Below are 23,518 nucleotides of genomic sequence, written 5' to 3'. Positions count from 1 at the left end.
GGTGGGCAGGGTCATTCGTCGTCAGTGCTTGGGTTGGCGAAGTTCAAGCCGTGCTTGCGCAGTTTGTCGTGCAGGGTCTTGCGTGGTACGCCGAGGGCTTCTGCGAGGCTGCGCATGGAGCTGTGGGGGCGAGTCAGTTCGGCGGCGATCAGGCTTTTTTCGAACTGCTCGACCTGTTCGCTCAAGCCGCCCGGCGTGGAAGTCAGCACGCTGCTGGCGGGGTTGTCCGGGGTGCTGTCCAGCGCCAGCTCCAGGCCCAACGCAAAGCGCTCGGCAGCGTTCTGCAATTCGCGCACATTGCCCGGCCAGCTATGACGCAACAGCAGGGCACGCTGGCCCGGTTGCAGCTCATGCAACGGCAGGCCATGGCGGCTGCTGGCTTCGTCGGCGAAGTGCTGGAACAGCATCAACGCATCTTCACCGCGCTCGCGCAGTGGCGGAATACGCAACGGCGCGACGTTGAGGCGATAGTACAAGTCGGCGCGGAAGCGGCCCTGGTCGGCGGCCTGGCGCAGGTCTTCCTTGGTGGCGGCGATGATGCGGATATCCAGCGGGATCAGCTGGTTGCCGCCGAGGCGCTCCACCACACGTTCCTGCAACAGGCGCAGCAGCTTGACCTGCACGTCCAGGCTCATGCTTTCGATTTCATCCAGGAACAACGTGCCGCCATTGGCGAATTCGAATTTGCCGATGCGCCGCTTCTGCGCGCCGGTAAAGGCGCCGGGCTCATGGCCGAACAGTTCGCTCTCCACCACCGACTCGGCCAACGCCCCGGCATTGATCGCCACAAACGGCCCGCTGCGCCGGCTCGACAGGTCGTGCAGCGCGCGGGCCACCACTTCCTTGCCGGCGCCGGTTTCGCCGAGGATCAGCACATCTGCGCGGGTTGCGGCCAGGGCGCCGATCTGCTCGCGCAGGCGCAGCATCTGTGGCGAGTGCCCCACCAGGCGGGTGCTCAGTTGTTGGCGGTCGCTCAGGGCCAGGCGCAGGCTGCGGTTGTCGAGCACCAGCCGGCGCAGGGCCAGGGCGCGGCGCACGCTGTCGAGCAGGGCGTCGCTGGCGAAGGGTTTCTCGAGGAAGTCATAGGCACCCGCGCGCATGGCCTGCACCGCCAGCGGCACGTCGCCGTGGCCGGTGATCAGCAGCACCGGCAGGTCCGGATCCTGGCCGTGCAGCTCGGCCAGCAGCTCCAGGCCGTCCATGCCGGGCATGCGGATGTCGCTGACCACCACGCCCGGCCAATCCCGCGACAGGCGCGCGGTGAGGCCGGTGGCTTCGCCCAGGGTCAGGACGTTCAGCCCGGCCAGGTCCAGGGTCTGGCACAGGGCCTGACGCAAGTGCGGATCATCGTCGATCAACACCACCTGAATCTGGTTATCGATACTCATACACTGCGGTCCTCGGACGGTTGCAGACTGACGCCCGGCGAGCCGGCACGCAATTTCAAGGTTAACAGCGCGCCACCTTCCCTGTGGTTGGCAAACAGCAGTTCGCCGCCAAAGGCACGCATCAGGGTGTCACAGATCGCCAGGCCCAGGCCCAAGCCCTGAGTGCGGGTCTTGGTGGTGTAGAACGGTTCGCTGGCGCGGCCCAGGGCTTCCATGCAAAAGCCCGGGCCATTGTCGCGAATGTACAGGTTGACGCCCTGGGCGGTGGTTTCGGCACTCAGCCACAGTTTGCGCGGCGGGCCTTTTTCGGTAAGGGCGTCGAGGGCGTTGGCCAGCAGGTTGCCCAGTACCTGGCGCAGACGGGTTTCGCCGGCCTGTACCCACAGGGTCGCTTCCGGCAAATCGCGGATCAGTTCCACTTCCATCGAGCGCCGCCGCTTGGCCAGGAGCGCCAGGGCATCGTCGAGGGCGGGTTGCAGGGCTACGCTCTCCGGCGCGTGCCGGTCGCGCCGGGCGAAGGCGCGCAGGTGGGCGATGATCGAGGCCATGCGCCCGGTCAGTTCGCTGATCAGCTTGAGATTGCCCCGGGCATCGCTGGTGCGCTCGTGGTCGAGCAGGATCTCGGCGTTTTCCGCATAGCTGCGAATCGCCGCCAGGGGTTGGTTGAGTTCGTGGCTGATACTCGCCGACATGGTGCCCAGCGCTGACAGCTTGCCGGCCTGCACCAGGTCATCCTGGGCGCGCACCAGTTCCTGCTGGGCGTGTTCGCGCTCCAGCACTTCCTGTTTGAGGCGCCGGTTGAGGCCTTCCAGATCGCTGGTACGTTCGACCACGCGCATCTCCAGCTCGCGGCGGGCCTTGGCTTCGAAGGCGATGCGTTCCAGGTAGTGGCGGCGGCGTTGCATCAACAGGCCCAGCAGCAGCATCAACACCAGCAACGTGGCGCCGCCCACGGCGACCACCGTGCGCACCGGGCGGCTGATCAAGGATTGCGGTGCCAGGATCTCCACATTCCAGCCGGTCTCGGCAATGGCGGTGGATTGGCGCAGCCATGCGCTGCTGCTCAGGCTCAAGGGTTGCGGGTCGCGCGTGGGGTAGGGCTGGATGGCGATGATGGCCTGGCGTTCCTCGGCGGTCAGCGGCCGGGTGGCACGGAAGCGCCATTGCGGGCGCGACGTGAGGATCACCACGCCGTTGTGGTCGGTGACCAGCAGTTGTTCCGGGGTATTGCCCCACAGGCTTTCGGTGTGGTCCAGGTCGACCTTGACCACCAGTACGCCGATGATCGTGTCGCCATCGCGCACGGCGGCGGCGAAGAAATAGCCGCGCTTGGCCGAGGTGGTGCCCAGCCCGAAAAACCGTCCCAGGCGCCCGGCCATGGCTTCGCTGAAATAGGGCCGGAACGAGAAGTTGCGCCCGACAAAACTGTCCTGCTTGTCCCAATTGGACGCGGCGAGGGTCTTGCCGGTGGTGTCCATCAAATACATCACTTCCACCCCGGCCTGGGCGGCGACGTCCTTGAGCAGCAGGTTGGCGTTGACCAGGTTGGTACTGACTTGCGGCGCGCCCAGCGCCGTGCGCAAGGCCGGCAAGTCGCCGAGGATCTGCGGCAGCACTTCATAGCGATGCAGGGTGCCCAGCAGGTTGGCGACATACAGGTCGAGGGTCTGGCGGTTTTGCCCGGCCAGTTCGCTGCGATAGTAGCGCTCGGCCAAGTGCTCCAGCGGCCACAGCAACGGTGCCAGGCACAGGGCCAACAGGGCGAGGCTGCGCCAGCGGGGTCTTCGCGGAAGGGGTGGAGTCATGGGAGTCGTGCGCCTGTGGGTACAGGCGCATTATGCCTAGTGCTGCCCGGCAAGACACTCGCGCAATGCGTCTTGCCACAGCGGCTGACTGACGTGCCATTGCTGGCGCAGGTGGCTGCAATCCAGGCGTGAGTTCAGCGGGCGCCGGGCGGGGGTCGGGTAGGCGCTGGACGGGATCGCCTCCAGTTCGGCACAGGCGCGGCCACTGGCGCGCAGGTGCTCGCCGATCGCCTGGGCAAAGCCGAACCACGAGGTTTCACCCTCGGCGGTCAGGTGGTAGATGCCCCATTCCCCGGCCTTGCCCGCCTGCCAGCGTTCGATCAGGGCGCGCGTACTGGCGGCAATGGTCACGGCCCACGTCGGCGCGCCGATCTGGTCGGCGACGATGCGCAGGTGGGGTTTTTCTTGCAGCAGGCGCTGCATGGTCAGCAGGAAGTTCTTGCCGTGGTTGGAGTAGACCCAGCTGGTACGCAGGATCAGGTACTGGCCTCCCACTGCGGCAATCGCCTGTTCACCCGCCAGTTTGCTCTGGCCGTAGACGCCCAAGGGGTTGGGCGTGTCTGCTTCGGTGTAGGGCCCAGGCTTGCTGCCGTCGAACACGTAGTCGGTGGAATAGTGGATCAAAGGGCTGCCCAGGGTCTTGGCTTCCTCAGCGAGAACGCCGGGGGCGGTGGCGTTGATGGCGAAGGCGAGGTCCGCTTCGTTTTCGGCTTGATCCACAGCCGTGTGGGCGGCGGCGTTGATGATCAGGCCGGGGCGGTGGACGCGCACCTGCTGGCGGATGCGCTCGGCGTCGGCCAGATCGAGTTGTTCGCGGCCGAGCACAATCAGTTCGCCCAGGCCCTGAAGCTGCGTTTGCAGCGCCTGGGAGACTTGGCCATGTTGGCCGGTGATCAGGATTTTCATGGGAATAGATCGGCGTCTTTCAGGCTTTTGCCGCTCTGATCCTTGGAAGACAAGGTTGGAGGCCCCGTCAATTGCCAATCGATATTGAGATCCGGATCGTCCCAGCGGATGCAGCGCTCTGCAGAGGGTGTGTAGTAATCAGTCGTCTTGTAGAGGAATTCGGCGTAGTCGCTGAGTACCACAAAACCATGGGCGAACCCCGGAGGAATCCACAGTTGGCGACTGTTGTCGGTTGATAGCCGAACGCTGGCCCATTTGCCAAATGCAGGTGAGCTCTGACGTATATCCACTGCGACGTCTAACACCTCACCGGCGGTCACTCGCACCAATTTGCCCTGAGCGTGTTCTACTTGGTAATGCAGGCCGCGCAATACGCCTTTTTGTGAGCGCGAGTGGTTGTCCTGAACAAACTCTTGCTGCAGCCCGGTTGCTTGCGCAAAGTCCCGGGCATTGAAACTCTCATAGAAAAAACCGCGTTCATCGCCAAAAACCTTTGGCTCGATGATCAATACCCCGGGCAACTCAGTGGCGGATACATTCATATGGATTATCCCCTGCGAGGGTGAACAAGTATTGACCGTAGCCGGTCTTGCCAAAATATTTGGCCCGCTCCAGCAAGTATTCACGGTCAATCCAGCGGTTCTGGTAAGCAATTTCTTCCAGGCAGGCTACTTTCAGGCCCTGGCGGTGCTCGATGGTCTGCACGTAGAGCGAAGCTTCCAACAGGCTGTCGTGGGTGCCTGTATCGAGCCAAGCGAAGCCGCGCCCGAAACGTTCCACATGCAGGTCGCCGCGCTTGAGATAGGCGTTGTTGACGTCGGTAATCTCAAGCTCGCCACGATGTGAAGGTTTCACGGCTTTGGCGATCTCGATCACGTCGTTGTCGTAGAAATAAAGGCCGGTTACGGCATAGGGGGACTTTGGCTTGAGTGGTTTCTCTTCAATCGACAGGGCGCGACCATCCTTGTCGAAGTCGATCACGCCAAATCGTTCTGGGTCTTTCACCCAATAACCAAATACCGTCGCGCCGGAAGGACGCCTGGCTGCAGTCCGCAACTGTTCGCCGAAATATTGGCCGTGGAAAATGTTGTCACCCAGGATCAGGCATACCGGGTCATTACCGATAAATTCTTCGCCAATGATAAATGCCTGGGCCAAGCCATCCGGCGACGGCTGCTCGGCATAGGTGAAGCGCACGCCGAACTGGCTGCCATCGCCCAGCAAGTTACGATACTGCGGCAAGTCCACTGGCGTGGAAATCACGAGGATGTCTTTGATTCCCGCCAGCATCAGCACCGAGATCGGGTAATAGATCATCGGCTTGTCATACACTGGCAGCAGCTGCTTGGACACGCCCAGGGTAATGGGGTGCAAGCGAGTGCCTGAGCCGCCTGCCAATACGATTCCCTTCATCATGCAATCAGATCCTTCATGTCGGTGTTGCCCAATCGTTCGCCCTGATAACTGCCGTCCTGTACCCTGCGGCACCATTCCAGGTTGTCGAGGTACCACTGTACGGTCTTGCGCAGGCCGGTCTCGAACGTTTCTTCCGGGACCCAGCCCAGTTCGCGTTCGATCTTGCTGGCGTCGATTGCATAGCGCTGATCGTGGCCTGGTCGATCTTTGACGAACGTGATCAGGTCGGCAAATTTTTTCACACCGGCCGGACGTTGCGGTGCCAATTCTTCCAGCAGGCCGCAGATGCCTCGTACCACGTCGATGTTTTTTTGCTCATTGTGGCCGCCGATATTGTAGGTCTCGCCGACCACACCTTCTGTTACCACTTTCAGAAGTGCGCGGGCATGGTCCTCGACGAACAGCCAGTCGCGCACCTGCAAACCATTACCATAGACCGGTAATGGCTTGCCCGCGAGCGCGTTGAGGATGACCAGCGGGATCAACTTCTCGGGGAAGTGGAAAGGGCCGTAGTTGTTTGAACAATTGGTCAGCAATACCGGCAGGCCGTAGGTGCGCTGCCAGGCACGCACCAGGTGGTCGGACGCCGCCTTGCTCGCGGAGTAAGGTGAGCTGGGCGCGTAAGGCGTGGTTTCGGTGAAAAGATCGTCAACGCCGTGCAGGTCGCCGTACACCTCATCGGTGGAGATGTGATGGAAACGGAAAGCGCTCTTGGAGGGCTCCGCCAGCGTGTGCCAGTACGCGCGGGTGGCCTCCAGCAGGCTGTAGGTGCCGACGATATTGGTCTGGATAAAATCCGACGGCCCGTCAATCGAACGATCGACATGGGATTCTGCAGCCAAGTGCATGATTGCCTGTGGCTCGAAGCGCGTCAGCACGGCGCTGACGCTCGCCTGGTCAATGATATCGGCCTGTACGAACTCATAGCGGCTGTTGGACGCAATGCTGGTCAGTGATTCCAGATTGCCTGCATACGTAAGTTTGTCCAGATTGAGCACTTCGTGTTCGGTGTTTTGAATCAGATGGCGGATCAGGGCGGAGCCGATAAATCCAGCGCCGCCGGTGATGAGAATGCGCATGTCGGAGGGCCTTTTCCTTAGACGGACATTAAGCGAATGAAGCATAGCTTGAGTTGTGCGGAAGATAGGCGCAAGCGCGGTATGCGTAGGGGGGTTGCCTAACTCACCTGAACAATGGCGATATACACCCCTGAAAAAAACGAGGCCACGCCCATGCTGCTTGCTACGTTGATCCATCGCGCCAATCTACCCTGCCCGCAAGTAGGCCCCGACCAGGCGGCGCAATTGCTCGAGCAGCATTACGGGCTTGCTGGCACGTTGCAGTCACTGGGCAGCCAGCAAGACCTCAATTACAAAGTCGACAGCACTCGCGGCCGTTTTGTTCTGAAGATCTGCCGGGGCGACTATGCGGCGATTGAGCTGCAGGCCCAGCACGCGGCCCTCGACACCCTGCAGGCCGTGCGGGTGCCCAAGGTCATCAAGGCCCTGGGCGGTGAAGAACTGTTGAGCGTGACGGTCGATGGCCAGCCCCTGCACCTGCGGCTGCTGGACTATATCGACGGCCAGCCGTTGACCCATCTGCCGCATTTGGGGCGCGACGTGATCGCAGGCTTCGGCGACCTGTGCGGGCGCATGAGCCTCGCGCTGGCGGATTTCTCCCACCCTGGATTGGACCGTACCCTGCAATGGGACCCGCGCCATGCCCGGGAACTGATCACCCATCTGTTGGCCACCCTGGAAAACCTGCCCCACCGCGCCGCGCTGGAACAGGTGGCCGAGCAGGTTGAACAGCGCATTCGTCCCCTGGCCGACCGCCTGCCCTGGCAAGCGGTGCACATGGACATCACCGATGACAATGTGGTCTGGCAGCGCGATGCGCAACGGCACTGGCAACTGCAAGGCGTCATCGATTTCGGCGACCTGGTGCACACCTGGCGGATTGCCGACCTGTCGGTGACCTGTGCGGCCCTGTTGCACCATGCCGAGGGCGACCCGTTTGCCATCCTGCCGGCGGTCCGGGCCTGCCATGCCGTGACCCCGTTGCAACGCGAGGAATTGCAGGCGTTGTGGCCGCTGATCGTCGCCCGTGCGGCAGTGTTGGTATTAAGCAGCGAACAGCAGCAACGCCTGGATCCGGACAACACTTACCTGTTGAAAAACGCCGAACACGAGTGGGAAATTTTCCATGTGGCGACGTCGGTGCCGTTTGAACTGATGGAGGCTGCGATTCTCGGCAGTGTCGGTGAGACGCTGCCGTCGATTGCCAGCCAGGACTTCGCGCCGTTGCTACCGGGCCTGGTGGGGCGTGAGTTCGCGCTGATCGACCTGGGTGTGCTCAGCCCGCATTTCGAAGCCGGCAACTGGGAACTGCCCGGCATTGATCGGCAACTGCTGGATCAGGCGGCGGCGGTGCATGGGCTGGCGGCAAGTCGTTATGGCCAATATCGGCTGTCGCGTACCTGCCCGGACAGTGCCACCGAACCGCAGACTTTCCCCCTCCACGTAGAGCTGCATCTGCCCCACGGCACGGTGTTGGAAGCGCCTTTCGCCGGAACGCTGCATCAGGACGCCGATGGCCTTGTGAGCGTGCAAGGGGTGGAACTGAGCGTGCGGTTGTGGGGCGTGGACACCCGGTTGAAGCACGGTTCATTGCTGGTGGAGGGGCAGGTTCTCGGTGAGGTCCATGGGCCGCTGACCGTGCAACTGTGCCGTGCCGACCTCGAACCGCCGCTGTTTTGTACACCGTCCCGGGCCTTGGCCTGGCAAGCCTTGTGCCCCTCGCCTGCGGGGTTACTGGGACTGGCCTGCGATGCCGAACCGGAACTCGACCCCCACGCCCTGCTGGCCCGGCGTGACGCCAGTTTCGCCCGCTCGCAGAAGCACTATTACGTCGACCCGCCACGCATCGAGCGCGGCTGGCGCAACCACCTGATCGATATGCAGGGCCGTTCCTACCTGGACATGCTCAATAACGTTGCCGTACTGGGTCACGGCCACCCGCGCATGGCGGCGGTGGCGGCGCGGCAATGGTCGTTGCTCAATACCAACTCGCGGTTTCACTATGCCGCCATTGCCGAGTTTTCCGAGCGTTTGCTGGCGCTGGCGCCGGCGGGCATGGATCGGGTGTTCCTGGTCAACAGCGGCACCGAGGCCAACGACCTGGCCATCCGCCTGGCGTGGGCCTACAGCGGCGGGCGCGACATGCTCAGTGTGCTGGAGGCCTATCACGGCTGGTCGGTGGCGGCGGATGCGGTGTCCACCTCGATTGCCGACAACCCCCAGGCCTTGAGCAGCCGTCCCGAGTGGGTCCACCCGGTTACCGCGCCGAACACCTATCGCGGTGAATTCCGCGGGCAGGACAGTGCGCCGGACTACGTACGAAGCGTGGAACATAACCTGGCGAAAATCGCTGCGAGCAAGCGCCAACTGGCCGGTTTTATCTGTGAACCGGTGTACGGCAACGCCGGCGGTATCTCCCTGCCGCCGGGTTATTTGCAGCAGGTATACGGGTTGGTGCGGGCCCAGGGTGGCGTGTGCATCGCCGATGAAGTGCAGGTGGGCTACGGCCGAATGGGGCATTTCTTCTGGGGCTTCGAAGAGCAGGGCGTGGTGCCCGACATCATCACCATGGCCAAGGGCATGGGCAACGGTCAGCCACTTGGCGCGGTGATCACCCGTCGCGAGATCGCCGAGGCATTGGAGGCCGAGGGGTATTTCTTCTCGTCGTCGGGGGGCAGCCCGGTGAGTTGCCGGATCGGCATGGCGGTGCTGGATGTGATGGAAGAAGAAAAATTGTGGGAAAACGCCCAGGTGGTTGGCGGGCATTTCAAGGCGCGGTTGGAAGCGCTGATCGACCGTCATCCCCTGGTGGGCGCGGTTCACGGTTCCGGTTTCTATCTGGGCCTGGAGTTGGTGCGTGATCGGCAAACCCTGGAGCCCGCCACCGAAGAGACCACCCTGTTGTGTGATCGCTTGCGGGAGCTGGGGATTTTCATGCAGCCGACTGGCGATTATTTGAACATCCTCAAGATCAAGCCGCCGATGGTGACCTCCAAACGTAGCGTGGACTTCTTTGTCGACATGCTGTCGAAGGTGCTGGATGAACAACTGTAAATAATCGATTGTTATCGGTCATTGGCTATCATATTTTTCATCCAGGCTGTTTGTTCGCTTTTAAAGCCGATTTTTATCCGTTATAAAGTCGGCCTTTACCCCATTCGGAGTCCTGATCGCCATGACCACCCTGCACAGCACCCCCCGCGCCGATGGCTTCCACATGCCCGCCGAATGGGCGCCACAGACCCAAACCTGGATGGTGTGGCCGGAGCGCCCGGACAACTGGCGCCTGGGCGGCAAGCCCGCACAGGCCGCTCATGTGGCCGTGGCCAAGGCCATCGCCCGTTTTGAGCCGGTGACCGTTGCGGTTTCTGCCGGCCAGTATGAAAACGCCCGCGCCCGCCTGGACCTGCCGAATATCCGTGTGGTGGAAATGTCCAGCGATGACGCCTGGGTGCGCGATACCGGCCCGACGTTCGTGATCAACGACCGTGGCGAAGTGCGCGGCGTGAACTGGGATTTCAACGCCTGGGGCGGTTTTGACGGTGGCCTGTACTCGCCGTGGAACCGCGACTCGCAGGTGGGCGGCAAGATCCTCGAAATCGAGCGCGCGCCGCGTTACCGCACAGAGGGCTTCGTGCTGGAAGGCGGCTCGATCCACGTCGACGGCGAAGGCACCCTGATCACCACCGAAGAGTGCCTGCTCAATCGCAACCGTAATCCGCACCTCGACCGTGCCGAAATCGAAGCGGTGCTCAGCGCCAACCTGGCTGTGGATAAGATCATCTGGCTGCCGGACGGCCTGTTCAACGACGAAACCGACGGCCATGTGGATAACTTCTGCTGCTACGTGCGCCCGGGCGAAGTATTGCTGGCCTGGACCGACGACCCGCAAGACCCGAACTACGCGCGTTGCCACGCCGCCATGGGCGTCCTGCAAAGCAGCACCGACGCCCAGGGGCGCTCGTTCACAGTGCATAAAATGCCGATCCCGGGGCCGTTGTATGCCACTGAGGAAGAGTGCGCAGGGGTCGACCCGGTGGACGGCACACAGGAACGCAATCCGACTGTGCGGTTGGCGGGTTCCTACGTCAACTTCCTGATCGTCAACGGCGGCATCATCGCGCCAAGTTTCGACGACCCGTTGGACGCTGAAGCCAAGGCCATCTTGCAGAACCTGTTCCCGCAGCACGAAGTGGTGATGGTGCCGGGCCGTGAACTGTTACTGGGTGGCGGTAATATCCATTGCCTGACCCAACAACAGCCGGCCCCGCATAAAAACTGAGTGCAGTTGTAACAATGCCTTTCCGGCAGCCGGGCGCTCCTTGGTTTCGGCCTCTACAGCAAGCCCACGGCCCAGCACGGTCGTGGGCTTTTTTGTGTCCGCCCACCTATAAACACGCGACATTGGCATAGCTCTTGTATCGGTGTTGCCCCAGTGTCCCAGGGTGATGACCGCACAGTTCTGTCATAAACCTTGAGTAAGTTAGCCGCTCACGCAGCAGGAGAGAGCGCCGAAATGAATGCCAATATCAACCCGATGTACACGCGCACCTTCCACCCTTCGCGGGTTGACGGTGACGCGATCCATGCGCTGGGGCTCTGGTTGAAGGAAAACGGCTCGCGACAAGTCAGGCAGCAGCCGGATTTGCGCAGTGTGATGAGTGAACGCTACCCGGTGGGGTTGTTCAGCGAGGCCGAAATGCTCGCGTTGTGCGAGTTGATGAGTAACTAACGAAATAGCCTTGGCTTCATCGCAGCTGCCTCGCTTGCGCTCGGCAGCTGCCATAAGAAGGGGGTTTACGTTTAGAAGCTATAAGTGCCCGTCACCACCAGGTTACGCGGCTCGCCCGGCTGAATCTGCGCCACACTGGTCGCCGATTCGTAGTAGGTCTTGTCGGCGATGTTGTTCAGCGCCGCGCGCACATCCCACTCTTTCTGCCGGAACCCGACCAATGCATCCCAACTGCCATAACCCGGTAGCACTACAGTGTTGAGGCTGTCGGCATAACGGTCGCCGACCAGGGTCAAACCGGTTTCCGCGTACCAGCCCATCTCCGGTTTCCAGGTGACAAACAGGCTTGCATTGCGCTTGGCCACGTCGCTGACGCGCTTGCCTTCAAAGCCGTTGTTGTCCTTCTCGACCTTGGCATCCTGCAGGCCGACACCACCGCGTACAGACCAGTTGCCGACGATCTTGCCGGTGGCCGTCAGCTCCACGCCGCGCGAGCGCTGCAGGCCGCTGAGCAGGGTAATGGTGCGGTCCAGCGGGTCGCTGGTGCGGCGGTTGTAGAGTTCCAGTTCGTACACCGCCAGGGTGGTGCTCAGGCGATCGTCGAGCCAGTCGCTTTTCACGCCGATCTCTTTTTGCTTGGTCAGCTCGGGGCTCAGGTCGTTGACGCTGCCGGCGGCGTTCGGGGTGATGCCGATCAGGCCGCCACCGGCCGGTGAGAAGGTCTTGCTCCACGAGGCATAGAACGAGTGGTGTTCCAGGGGCGTCCACACCAGGCCAAAGCGCGGGCTGGTGCTGTGGCTTTTGACGTCTTGTCGGGTATTGAGCAGTTTGTTTTTGGTGTCTACTTCGAAGCGGTCGTAACGCAGGCCGGCCAGCACTTGCCACTGGTCATTCAGGCGCAGTTGGTCTTGCACATACAGGGCGCGGCTTTCGACTTCGGTGTGGTTGTTACTCGATACGTTCATGCGCCCGGAGTGGCTCAGGTGACGGTTGGGCTGGTTGAGGTCCAGCGCTGGCACGGCCGAGGCGGGGGCGCTGTACAGCTTTGGATCGCGGCGCTGGCTGCCCAGCTCCACGCCGGTGAGCAGGCGGTGTTCGAGGCCGAAGGTGCTGAAGCCTCCTTCCAGCTCGACGTTGTTGAAGACGTTGAGGGTGGTCAGGTCTTGCTGCCAGCGTTGGCGCGTCACCCGATTGGTCGAGGCAACATAGGCGGTCTGGTAGGTGTTGTCGAAATCGCTGTCGAGCTTGAACACGCCGAGGGTCTGGCGCAGTTGCCAGTTGTCGTTGAGTTCGTAGGCCAGCTTGGAGCGCAGGGACTGGGTCTTGTCGTCGATGTAATCGCGGCTGTCGCCGTAGGTGGTGCTGCGACTGACGTCGGCGGGGCGGCCGTTGACGCCGGGGATGCCGCGATCCGGCGTGCGGTTGTAGCGGCTGTATTCGTATTGCACCAGCCAGTTCAGATCCGGTGTGAGCTGCCAGCTCATGGACGGCGCGAACAGTTGGCGATTGCCGCTGACGCCGTCGCGGAAGCTGTTGTTGTCCTGGTTGCCCATGTTCAGACGCAGGCTGATGTTGTCGGTGGGGTCGGTGCTCAGGTCGGCATACACACTGCGCAAATCGTTGCTGCCGCCCTGGGCCTCGATGCTCGACTTGCGCCCGGCCGTTGGCAGTTTGCTCACGCGATTGACGATCCCGCCCTGGCCGCCTCGCCCGTAAAGCACGGCTGCCGGGCCTTTGAGCACTTCGATGCGCTCGATGTTGTGCAGGTCGCGTACGTACTGGCTGTCGTCGCGAATGCCGTCGAGGTAGAAGTCATTGCTCGCGTCGAAGCCACGGATACGCAAACTGTCGAAGCGCGTGTCGGCGCCGCTGCTGACGTTGGGGATGCCGCTCAAGGCCTGGCCCAGGTCGTTGGTGCCGTAGGAGCGCAGGCTTTCGGTCTTCACCGAGTCGATGGCCTGGGGCACATACCGTACCGGTGTGGCGGTGCGGGTCGCGGTGCTGGTTTCCTTGACGCGCGGGTCGTCTTCGTCAGCTTCGGCGCTGATCGAGGTTTCGGGCAAGGTGGTGGCGGCACAGGCAAAACCGGCAGACAGCAGAACAGAAAGCCCAAGGGTCATGGGCGTCAGGCGAAGGGAAGGCATGGTGGAATGCATCCAAAGGGTTTGGCAGGAAAAAGCACGCTAATGGTAATGCTTTGCATTTGCGCACGTTATCCATTACCAAACGTATCGGCTTTGAAATATGTTACGAGATGTGTTTCAGGGGTCGTTAAAGACAGAATCTGGTCGTTTTCAGAAAGGCAGTAGGCCTTTGCTTAGAATTATTTCGCCTAAATACAGACGATTCACGAAATTGACACATAGTTCAACGCGCGACTAGGATTGCGCCCAACGCCTGTGGCTAACAGCCATGACTCATCCAATAAGAAAAGGCCCGCGGCATGTTCAGTCGTCCGCGGGCCTTCTTTTTTCGGAAAAGTCGACACCAGAAAAGCGACATGGAGCCTGGTGTCATCGCGCGTACTCAACCCGTAATAAGGAATACAAAAAATGTTGAAGCAACGGATGAGTCTGATCGCTCTGGGGATTTTGAGCGCATCGACAGCAATGGCAAACGACCAGGAGCAATCCAAGGGTTTCGTTGAAGACAGCCACCTGAACATCGCAGCCCGTAACGCCTACATCAGCCGCGACTACAAAAACGGCAAGCAAGACAAAGCCGAATGGGGCCAAGGCTTCATCGGCAAGTTCGAGTCCGGCTTCACCCAAGGCACCGTCGGTGTGGGTGTGGACGTGATCGGCCAATATGCTATCCGTCTGGACGGTGGCCAAGGTCGCGCCGGCGCGGGGGGGATCGACTTCTTCAAGCAGGGTAATGGCACCACCAACCCAGATGGCTCGGCAAACCCTGGCTCGGCACCACACGACCTGGCCAAAGGCGGCGCAGCGGTCAAGTTCCGCGTCTCCAACACGGTGCTCAAGTACGGTGATCAGTTCCCTAACGTTCCGGTCCTGGCCTACGACAACTCCCGTCTGCTGTCCGAAACGTTCACGGGTACGTCGATCGTCTCCAAAGAGATCGCCGGCCTGCAACTCGACGCCGGTCACTTCACCAAGGAAGCGCGCAAGAGCGCCGAAGGTACCGACAGCGGCCGTCTGAAAAGCATCGACTACGTCGGTGGCAGCTACAAATTCACCGAAAACCTGTCGGCCGCGCTGTACGCCTCCGACATGCAAGACGTGCTGAAGAAGCAATACGTCAACGTCAACTACGTGCTGGCCCTGCCAGAGAAACAGTCGCTGACCTTTGACTTCAATGGCTACAAAACCAAGCTGGACAAGAGCTTCGCCCTGGAAAACCAAGGCAGCGAAGACGCTCGCGACAACAAGATCTGGAGCCTGGGCGCCACATGGGCTGTCGGCCCGCACAGCTTCACCGTCGCTCACCAGCGCAGCACGGGCGACACCGGCTACCTGTACGGCGGCTACCGTAACGCTGGCGGCATCGGCGACGGCGGCAACACCATCCTGCTGGCCAACTCCTACTGGTCCGACTTCAACGGCAAGGACGAGCGCTCCTGGCAAGCCGGCTACGGCCTGGACTTCAGCACCTTCGGCGTGCCTGGCCTGACCTACAACGTGGCCTACGTGCGCGGCACCAACATTGACGACGGTTCCAACCGTGGCAATGGCACCGAGCGCGAGATCTTCAACCAGTTCAAATACGTCGTCCAAAGCGGCCCGGCCAAAGACCTGAGCCTGCGTGCTCGTGCGTCCTGGTTGCGCGTTTCCAGCAATGCCGACAAGTACAACGTAGGCGGTAACGAAATCCGTCTGTTCGCCGACTACCCGATCAACGTTTTCTAACTGATCGCACGTCGCGCCTGATTCCAGGCGATAAAAAACCCCGACTGGTTCGGGGTTTTTTTATGTGTGTGCATCAGTCCTGGCGGCTCTGCAAAATCTTGCGCGCCAACGCTGCATTCTTGTAGTCGAGCATCAAGGACAACCCCTCATAGGGTTCGATCTTTTTATTGTCGATACACAGCTGTGCCATCAGCAGCAGCACCTGGCGTTTCTTCTTGTTGATCCGCACGCCGGGTACGCCGAACGCGGTCTTGCGCGTTGCGGGTAATGGCGCCTCGGGCGTCAGTTGGACGGTTACCCAGATGCCCTGGACAAACTGCAACGTGATCTCCTCGATATGTTCGATGGGCAGCGGTTGCGCCAGGTTATTGAACACAAAATGCTCCGGTGTCAGGCGCAACGCGGTCTGCGGCGCGCGCTTGAATCGACGGATGCCCAGCCACAGCAGGCCCAGCCCGATAAGGCCCAGGCACGCGCCTGCACCGACTGCCGACAGCGGTGTACCTTTCAAACGCTCCGGGGCCAGCCAGGCTCGACCCAGGATAAACAGGGCCGCCAGCACAAAGGGCAGGCCCGACACGGCCATCAGTCCCCCGCGCCACCGGCCGCCTTCATGCAGGCTGCGCTCACCCTCGGCCGAAGCGGCCAGGGTTTCCAGCAGCTGGGTGTGCGCGCTGTTCTCCGACACGGCCATATCCATCACGTCGCGAGACAGCTGCTCGCGCAGTGCCTGGGGGGCGCTGAAATAGGCATCCATCTGCGCATTCGCTACGTCGCTATCCACCTCGCGGGTGGCGCCGCGCAGGGTATCGTCCAGTGGCACGTGCAGCGCCTGCAGGCGTTCGCCGTTGGAGGGGTGGGAGTCGGTGGGATGGGGTTGATGAATCTCCAGGGCTTCGGCTGATGGTTGCAATTCACACTCACGCAAGCTCGCGAATACGGCGTCGGGCAGATCGGTAGCCGCGCCTGCTTCACACAACGCCAACAAGGCATCCTCAACGTGCAGCTGCAACACCGACACCCGCAACAACGCCGAAGCCGCCGCCGCAGGGCCCGCCAACTGCGCGCCGGCAGCGTCCGCCAGCAATTCGCGCTCACGGCTCCAGTGGTTCACCGCGTCATCAAAGCGCTGCATGAAAAACACACCGAACATGAACGACGGCCGCATCAGCCGTCCCTGGATAAAATCGCTGGCCAGCATCGTGTTCAACAGCGCCTCCAGGCTGCGATTAACCCCATCGTAGATCGGCAAAAAGCGCAGGCTGTATTCCGTGTCCTGCCCCACAAAGTGCGCCAGCTCATGGCCGATCACCGCGCTGATTTCTTCACGGCTCAGCAGGCCCAGATACAGCAACGGCACATGCAAGGTGCGCCCCTGCAGCAAAGTATTCGCCGGTTGCACAGTGGCCGCGCTGGAGGTCACGTAAAAGCCCTGGGCCAGGCTCACCACGATGTGGTCCGGTGGCAGCGCGCCGAGCCTACCCGCCAACTCGTCCACATGGCGCCACAACCCTGGAGCCAGCGCGGGCGTCACCACCTGGCCGAACATCTCCAGCGGCTCGGGCTTGAACATCCCCAGCATAGGACGCAGCTGTCTGAGCAACTGCCAGATCGAATACACACAGAACGCCGCGACCACCCCCAGCACCGCCATCAGCTTGACTTCGCCACTGCCCAGCCGGCCGATATGCCACATCGCCAAGCCTTCGAAACTCAACGCCAACGCGACGGCCGCCGCCACCGCCACCACATGGCCCACCAACACGTAGGGCAACAGGCGGCTGCCCAGGGAGAACACCTGCAATAACCTCTCCCGTGAGTGCCGTGCCCGCCGCCCGGCCCAGTACGTACCTGCCAATGCCGCCGCACCAATCAACGCCGCCAACAGACCCAAGCCCATCACCCACGGCGCCAGGACCCGCATCGCACGGTTCACGCGGTGGGCAATGGGCAGTTCGGCTTCGATTTTTTCCAGACGCGAGAGGGCCATCTGCACGCTGATTTTTTCATCGACCAGGGCGACCATCGCCGTCGGCTCCTTCGCCGCCAGCGCCTGGAGTTGCTGTTTAGCGATAGTCACCGTGACGTGGTAATCGGCCACCGCAGTGGTGGTTTCGTCAGCACGCTGACGCTCCCAGCCACCGAGGGCGACCAGCAACAGCGGGAAAACGATGAGAAGGCAGATCAGTTTCAGGGCGTTCATGGGAGTCCGTTCACGACGCAGGGGTGTTCAGGTTTATACCGAAAAAAACGCCCCTGGGTATCTACACCACCCTCAAATGCGGGCACACAACTCTGTGGTGGGCGGGCTTGCCCCGCGCCGGGCTGCGCAGCAGCCCCAATAAAGGCACTGAGATTTTTCTGTTAAAACTAAGCGCCTGGTTTTGGGGCCGCTTCACAGCCCGACTTACAGCCCGGTATTCCCAGGCGACTCCAACACCTTCACCACATCATCAATAGCGGACCTACAAAGTCCAAGCATGTGACTAAGGTGGAAAATTTATTGCTTGTCCCTACCGCCCCTCAATCAACGCCCGCTCCTCCAACCAAATCTCCTGAACAAACTGATCCGTAATCGCATAAATCCCATGCCCGCGCCGCATGATGATGTTCTCCGCCACCAGCGCAATCACCACGGGTTGAATCTCTTCAACCCGCACTTCGCGACCTACCGTCTTTGAATATTCCGCAGCTGCATCGGTAGAGAAAATCCCCCGAGCATCGCCTTCCGTAGCCGCGATCTTGTTGAAAATCGCCTGAGCCAGGCTGCCCAGTTGTTCGACTTTTTCAAGCTCAATACTTGCCGCCGCTGAGCGTAAGGTGCTGGCAATCACGGGGAGGAAAAGATCAGGATCACCGCCCTGTTGCAGTAGCTGACGCAATGCCTTGAGCATTTCCTCAGGTCGATTGCCCAGGGTATTGAAGGCTTCGACGGCGGCTTCAAGTGAGGGGAGCTTTTCCTTCTTCACCGTCATTGCCAGTCGGTTGAGCAGGAATTCAACGTAGTCACCCTTTAGCAGTGGATACGCGGCCGATGTCGCGCCGGAAAACGCTTGGTTGCGTTTGGCGGTCAGCTCGCTTACCTGGGCTCTGTGGGAGCCTGTGCCGATAAAGAGGAAGTAGCCCGGCGTATTCGGGCGCGGGTTGATTGCATCACGAGCAGCCTTGAGGGCCAGGAGCAGTTGGTTGCCATCGTCGGAGGAAATGGCATGTTGCACCTCGTCGATGATCAACACGAGATCGGTCTTCGCTTGGTCGACGACCTCTGCGAGTGCTTGCGCTAATGTGGGGCCGTCGGCGTTGCCGATGCTGTCGAGTTTGAAACCGAACTTGAATCCTGCTGCGCCCAGATCGACATTGCTGACTCGCTTGAGCGTTTCCAGGATTGAAGAGCCCGGCGTTTGCAGTTCTTTCAGGGTCTTGTGGATGGCGTTGTGCACGAGCGTTGCCGGGTTGGCCAGCGTATCGCTCCATAGGTCGACGTAAATCACCAGGGCGCCTGCTGCTTCCAGGGCTGGGATAAGGTCGTTGCGCAGGAAGGTCGTTTTACCTGTACGGCGCAGGCCAGACAGAAAAAGACCTGAGCGTAGACCTTCATCTAATACGCCTGGATTGAGAAGCTGGTTTGCCATCGATTCAGCCAGTTCAGGGCGCTGAAATATGCTGCTCATGCAATTATCCCTTTTTATGGATACGCCATAATTATTGCCAATACATAATTTAGCATAAAGGATGAAATCCGGAGCTTTGGCGCGAAAAGAGGTGATTCAACAGGAGGGGAGGTGAGGCGTGGAGGGGATGATCGAGGATGAATATATGGTAAACCTCCTGAATTCGAACGTTGTCGATCATCCCTTCCGTAGAGAATAGGCAGGAATCCGCCAAAAGCTGCCGTGGCAGCAGGCTGCAGGCTGCCGAAAGCAGTCCGCTGTCAACGCCCTCTATCGGCCGACGCTGTTGAAATATCGAGTACGAAAGCGGTTTTGTCTGGCAATTGCGCTACGTGCCGATCCGGTCGCCAAGGTGGTGCTTACCAGTTGTAACTCACCGACCCGGTCACATTTCGGCGATACCCGTATTTGCAGCTGTCGCCGGTGTAACCACACTGAGAGACATAGGTTTCGTCGGTCAGGTTGGACGCATTGAGCGCCAGCTTCGCCCCTGCATAGGATGAAGACAGCTTGCCCAGGTCGTAGCTCAGGCTGGCGTCAAACAGCGTGTAGTGGGGAATGCCTTCGCTGTTTTGCGAGTCGATATAGCTCTTGCCGACATAGCGTACTCCTCCCCCTATCGCCAAGCCCGATAGCGCGCCGCCCTGAATGGTGTATTGCGACCAGAGCGAGGCCAGTTGTTCAGGGGTATTGCCAGGTTGATTGCCTTTCTCATCGGCCGTATTGCTGCGGGTAATTTCAAGGTGTGAATAGCTGTAGTTGGCCATCAACTCCAGAGCATCGGACACCTGCGCCTTGCTTTCCAGTTCGATACCGCGCGATTGGATTTCTCCGGTCGCCACCGAGAAACGATTGTTGGCAGGATCGGCAGTCAGTACGTTTTGCCGCGTCAGGTCGAACAGCGAGACGGTCACGTAGCTGTCACTGCCCTTGGGCTGGAATTTGATCCCGACTTCGTACTGGCGACCGGTTTCGGGTTCGAACGCACTGCCGTCACGCGCCACCGCCGTGATGTTAGGGAAAAACGACTCCGAATAGCTCGCGTAGGGCGCCAGGCCGTTGTCTGTCAGGTACATCACACCGGTCCTCCACGTGAAGGCGTGATCGCGCTGCTTGAGGTCTGCCGCCGTATCGGTGGCGTAATGGACCGTTTTCGAGCGTGCCCAGTCTTGGCGACCGCCCAGGTTGAAGACCCAATGTTCGTCGAACTTGAGCTGTTCCGAGAGATACACACCCGCCTGGTCTAGCTGACGACGCTGGTTGATGTCGTAAAAGGCGTCCAGGTCGCTGTAATCCTGGTGATAGACCGGCGCATACACATCCAGGGGATCAACCACGTTGCCACCCCCCAACTGGTTGGTACTGGCGTGTTGCAAATCGATACCGACCAGCGTTGTATGTTCGAAACGGCCGGCGTTCCACTGGGCCTGGAAGTGGTTATCGAGCAGTGCATTCTTCACCTTTTCGTGGCCCAGATAACCGAAGCGGCCCACGGTGCGTTGGTCGTCATCCAGGCCGTATTGGTAAATCGTGCGCTGTTCCTGGTAGGAACGGCTGTAACGGGCGTTCTGGCGGAATGTCCAGATATCATTGAGGTGATGTTCAAACTGATACCCCAGTGACCACTGTTCTACATCATATTTGTCGAAGTCAGGGTCGCCGACAAAACGATCCGTAGCGATCCGTCCGTAACGCGAGCTGTCGAGGGTGCCTAGCCGTGGCAACGCGTAGTAGCCCAGCACATTGCGGTCTTTTTGAAAGGACGCCAGCACCGTCAGCGAGGTGTCGTCCGAGGGGCGCCAACTGATTGCCGGGGCGATGAATTGACGGTCATCACGGGCGTAGTCGATTTGCGTACCGCTGTCTCGCCACAGCCCGGTGAGGCGATAAGTCAAGACGCCGTCATCGCTAAGCGGCCCGCCGAAGTCCGCAGCCAATTGCTTGCGATCAAAACTGCCTGCCTGCGCCACCAGTTCATGCAGCGGCTCATCGGTGGGACGCTTGCTGATCACGTTGACCATGCCACCCGGCGAGCTTTGACCATAGAGCACCGACGATGGTCCGCGCAGTACTTCCACGCGCTCCAGCCCATAGACTTCACCCACGGCACGGCTCTGGTTGGCAAAGCTGTACTGGCGCAGGCCATCGCGATAGATACCACCGCCAGTCGTCGCGTCAAAGCCACGAATACTAATCGTGTCGCGCCGGGTATCGACACCGTTGGCTTCACCATTGACCCCCGCCGTGTAGCGCAGCACCTGCCCGATGCTTTGCGGCTGCTGGGTATCGATTTGCTTACGGGTGACCACGCTGATCGATTGCGGCGTTTCCATGATCGACGTATCGGTCTTGTTGGCACTCATGGTCCGGCTGGCGACCAGGCCATCGTTGCGGCCCAACGAGGTGTCGTATGCGGTGCCACTGATCGCAGTCGGCGCTAGCTCCAACACGTCGCCGTTGCTCGGTACCAGCAGCAGGCTACCGTCGTCCTGGCGCTCATAGGTCAGACCCGAGCCGAGCAAGAGCTGCGCCAGGCCGGCCTCAGTACTGAAATCGCCTTGCAGCCCCTGGGTTTTCTTGCCGGCCGTCAGCGTTGAGCTGCCCGCCATGGTAATCCCCGCCTGTGCGCCGAAACGTGACAGCGCAGAATCCAGGGGGCCAGCGTCGATGCTGTAATGCTGCGAACTACCCGCGGCAAAGACTGGAAGGCTGCAAAGCGGTTGCACGCTGAGCAACAACAGTCCAAGCGTACGGGCACGCAGGGCGCGGGAAGGTGAAGTCATACGGGGCTCCTAAGGGGTCAAGACCCACCTCTGGCGGGTGGGTGATCCCTATAGGCCAAGCGAGTACGAAAAAACTATCGTGCAGCGGAAAAAATATTTCAGGCGGGCACGATCGAGACCCAATACCGCGTCATGCGCTCGATTCGCACCGGCAGCGTGCGCGCTACCAGGGTCAAGGCTGCGTCGGTGTCATCCAGCGAAAAACTGCCCGTGAGGCGTAACCCTGAGACCTGCTCGTGACAACGTAAAACACCGGGACGATAACGCGAGAGTTCCGCCACCAAGGCATCCAGGCGCAGGCGATCCGCCGGCAGAATCCCGCGCAGCCAGGCCTGGGCGACCAGCAGGTCGGGGCGGCTCGGTACGCCGATACCCAGGCGATCCACCCGTGCCTGCCATCCGGCCTCAAGTGAAGAGGACGTTGGCTGGCCGCGTGAGTGCACCTGCACCTGGCCGCCCATGACGGTGACCTGCGTGCCCTGCCGGTCATGGCGCACTTGCAACTGCGCATCGCGGCTCTGCAGGATCGCGTCCGGCGTGATCAACTGCAGCGGGCGCGATTCTGCTCGCACATTCAAGGCCAGCTCGCCCTCTATCATCTGGATGCGCCGCACCTGGTCATTAAAACCCAGGTTCACCGCACTGGCCGTGTTCAGCCATAGCGAGCTGCCATCAACCAGGGTCCACTGGTGACGCTCGCCTGTTCCTGTGCGGTGGCTCGCCAGCGCGGCGCGCACTGGCGTGGACCCCGCGCCTTGCCAGGCAACGGTGCCAACCGCACCAAGGACCAACAGGCGCTTGAGTAACTGCCGACGTTTCTGCATGTCCGGCCCCGCCGACGCCAGTGCCCTGCGCGCGGTGGCATCGCGCAAAAGATTCGCTCCGGGCTGCTGCAACAGCGGCAAGCTGGCGACACGCTGCCAGGCCTGCTCATGCTCATCGCTCGCCTCGCGCCAACACTGCAATGCTTCCAGATCAGGCGCACTCATAAGCCCGGACTGCGTCCTGACAAGCCAATCAATGGCAATATCGCGCACCTGCGGATTAATCTCGGCCCTCATTCGAAACGGCTCGCATAGCAAACGCTGAATGCCTTGCCCATGGCCCGTTGCACTTGAGCCACAGTCAAACCCAACTGCGCAGCGATCTGCGGGTACGTCAGGCCGTCGAGCTGAGACATGAAGAAAATCTGTCGTATGCGCTCAGAGAGCCCAATCAATAGCGAGTCGAGTTGCAACAAGGTTTCGATCACCAGATACCGGTCCTCGGGTGACGATTCCCCCCCTTCGGGCCGAGCAGCCAACGCTTCAAGATAAGCCCGCTCGATCTCCTGGCGGCGCCAGCGATTGACCAGCAGTCCATTGGCAATCGCCGCGAGAAACGCCATGGGCTGGCGCAACTCGCACACCTGCTGAGGGGCGCGCAGCACACGGATGAACGTGTCGTGGGCCAGATCCTCGGCGTCGGCACTGTGCCCCAACCGCCGGTTTAGCCAGCCCTGCAGCCAGCCGTGATGATTCTCGTACAACTGTTCGACGGACGATGTTGGGCTGGCATCCTGCATGTGAGGCTCGCACTGCGTGAATGATAATGCTTCTCATCGTATTGATCGGGCGCATGGTTGTACAGTGTTTACACCTGTTTGATGGGGTGGAATTCTACGTCCATATTCCTGAAGACCTTTGAATTACCCTGACCGGGTTTGTTTTCTTGCAGTTGCCGATATTCATTCAAACGCCAAATAGCACCAAGCCCCGAGTTACGGGGCTTGGTGCTGTGGTGCGCTTCGCGGTCACCTTGCAAACTAGAGGTCGCTCGATACGGATACGCGGTGATAAGCAGCTCCCGGCAATCGGGCACTGGAGACGC

At 60.9% G+C, this 23,518-nt stretch carries 16 protein-coding genes; 4 read left to right on the top strand and 12 right to left on the bottom strand.

The genetic code is table 11. From position 1 onward, the window contains the following. Positions 1-11: 11 nt before the first annotated feature. The 6 genes from BM416_RS20545 to rfbB are packed head-to-tail and all read right to left on the bottom strand — an operon-like array spanning position 12 to position 6,594. Positions 12-1,388 (bottom strand): sigma-54-dependent transcriptional regulator, encoded by a 1,377-nt coding sequence (locus tag BM416_RS20545; protein ID WP_092489274.1) that lies wholly within the window; start codon positions 1,386-1,388, stop codon positions 12-14. Beyond that, complete coding sequence (locus tag BM416_RS20540) at positions 1,385-3,193, bottom strand: sensor histidine kinase (RefSeq protein ID WP_092489273.1); 1,809 nt, start codon at positions 3,191-3,193, stop codon at positions 1,385-1,387. Before BM416_RS20540 ends, BM416_RS20545 begins: the two co-directional genes overlap by 4 nt. A gap of 36 nt (positions 3,194-3,229) precedes the next feature. Continuing rightward, on the bottom strand, positions 3,230-4,099 hold the full coding sequence (gene rfbD, locus BM416_RS20535; RefSeq protein WP_092489272.1) for a dTDP-4-dehydrorhamnose reductase: 870 nt from the start codon (positions 4,097-4,099) through the stop codon (positions 3,230-3,232). Beyond that, positions 4,096-4,641, bottom strand: coding sequence for a dTDP-4-dehydrorhamnose 3,5-epimerase (rfbC, locus tag BM416_RS20530; protein WP_092489271.1), 546 nt, complete (start codon positions 4,639-4,641; stop codon positions 4,096-4,098). The genes rfbD and rfbC overlap by 4 nt, the downstream gene beginning before the upstream one ends. Further along, complete coding sequence (gene rfbA / locus BM416_RS20525; RefSeq protein WP_065925793.1) at positions 4,622-5,515, bottom strand: glucose-1-phosphate thymidylyltransferase RfbA; 894 nt, start codon at positions 5,513-5,515, stop codon at positions 4,622-4,624. Before rfbA ends, rfbC begins: the two co-directional genes overlap by 20 nt. Continuing rightward, positions 5,512-6,594: a dTDP-glucose 4,6-dehydratase gene (rfbB, locus tag BM416_RS20520; RefSeq protein ID WP_092489270.1), complete on the bottom strand. Its 1,083-nt coding sequence runs from the start codon at positions 6,592-6,594 to the stop codon at positions 5,512-5,514. Before rfbB ends, rfbA begins: the two co-directional genes overlap by 4 nt. 153 nt (positions 6,595-6,747) lie before the next feature. Between rfbB and BM416_RS20515 the strand changes: the two genes are divergently transcribed. The 3 genes from BM416_RS20515 to BM416_RS20505 all read left to right on the top strand — a co-directional run bounded on the left by BM416_RS20515 (position 6,748) and on the right by BM416_RS20505 (position 11,326). Then, positions 6,748-9,648: an aminotransferase gene (locus BM416_RS20515; protein ID WP_092489269.1), complete on the top strand. Its 2,901-nt coding sequence runs from the start codon at positions 6,748-6,750 to the stop codon at positions 9,646-9,648. Positions 9,649-9,769: 121 nt separating this feature from the next. Next, the gene (gene aguA / locus BM416_RS20510; RefSeq protein ID WP_092489268.1) at positions 9,770-10,876 is read left to right on the top strand and encodes an agmatine deiminase; all 1,107 of its coding nucleotides are present in this window, start codon (positions 9,770-9,772) and stop codon (positions 10,874-10,876) included. 234 nt (positions 10,877-11,110) lie between these two features. Continuing rightward, positions 11,111-11,326 carry a hypothetical protein gene (locus BM416_RS20505; protein ID WP_092489267.1) on the top strand — a complete coding sequence of 72 codons (216 nt, stop codon included), beginning with the start codon at positions 11,111-11,113 and terminating at the stop codon, positions 11,324-11,326. A 71-nt stretch (positions 11,327-11,397) separates the two neighbouring features. On the opposite strand, the gene BM416_RS20500 is transcribed toward BM416_RS20505, so the two are convergent. After that, positions 11,398-13,470 (bottom strand): TonB-dependent receptor, encoded by a 2,073-nt coding sequence (locus tag BM416_RS20500; RefSeq protein WP_092489266.1) that lies wholly within the window; start codon positions 13,468-13,470, stop codon positions 11,398-11,400. A gap of 408 nt (positions 13,471-13,878) precedes the next feature. Between BM416_RS20500 and BM416_RS20495 the strand changes: the two genes are divergently transcribed. Continuing rightward, positions 13,879-15,195, top strand: coding sequence for an OprD family porin (locus BM416_RS20495; RefSeq protein WP_027605121.1), 1,317 nt, complete (start codon positions 13,879-13,881; stop codon positions 15,193-15,195). 73 nt (positions 15,196-15,268) lie between these two features. Here BM416_RS20495 and BM416_RS20490 read toward each other — a convergent pair whose 3' ends face one another. The 5 genes from BM416_RS20490 to BM416_RS20470 all read right to left on the bottom strand — a co-directional run bounded on the left by BM416_RS20490 (position 15,269) and on the right by BM416_RS20470 (position 23,213). Then, positions 15,269-17,398 (bottom strand): M48 family metallopeptidase, encoded by a 2,130-nt coding sequence (locus tag BM416_RS20490; protein ID WP_092489265.1) that lies wholly within the window; start codon positions 17,396-17,398, stop codon positions 15,269-15,271. Positions 17,399-17,708: 310 nt separating this feature from the next. Continuing rightward, positions 17,709-18,866 (bottom strand): AAA family ATPase, encoded by a 1,158-nt coding sequence (locus BM416_RS20485; protein WP_092489264.1) that lies wholly within the window; start codon positions 18,864-18,866, stop codon positions 17,709-17,711. Positions 18,867-19,225: 359 nt separating this feature from the next. Next, positions 19,226-21,649, bottom strand: a complete 2,424-nt coding sequence (locus tag BM416_RS20480) for a TonB-dependent siderophore receptor (protein WP_092489263.1) — start codon at positions 21,647-21,649, stop codon at positions 19,226-19,228. 98 nt (positions 21,650-21,747) lie between these two features. After that, the gene (locus BM416_RS20475; protein WP_092489262.1) at positions 21,748-22,710 is read right to left on the bottom strand and encodes a FecR domain-containing protein; all 963 of its coding nucleotides are present in this window, start codon (positions 22,708-22,710) and stop codon (positions 21,748-21,750) included. After that, a complete protein-coding gene (locus tag BM416_RS20470) occupies positions 22,707-23,213 on the bottom strand; it encodes a sigma-70 family RNA polymerase sigma factor (RefSeq protein WP_092358685.1) in 507 nt (168 codons plus the stop codon). Before BM416_RS20470 ends, BM416_RS20475 begins: the two co-directional genes overlap by 4 nt. Between the last annotated feature and the right edge of the window lie 305 nt (positions 23,214-23,518).

This window comes from Pseudomonas sp. NFACC42-2, from assembly GCF_900116055.1.
Classification (GTDB): domain Bacteria; phylum Pseudomonadota; class Gammaproteobacteria; order Pseudomonadales; family Pseudomonadaceae; genus Aquipseudomonas; species Aquipseudomonas marginalis.
This window is presented reverse-complemented; position numbering and strand designations above follow the sequence as displayed.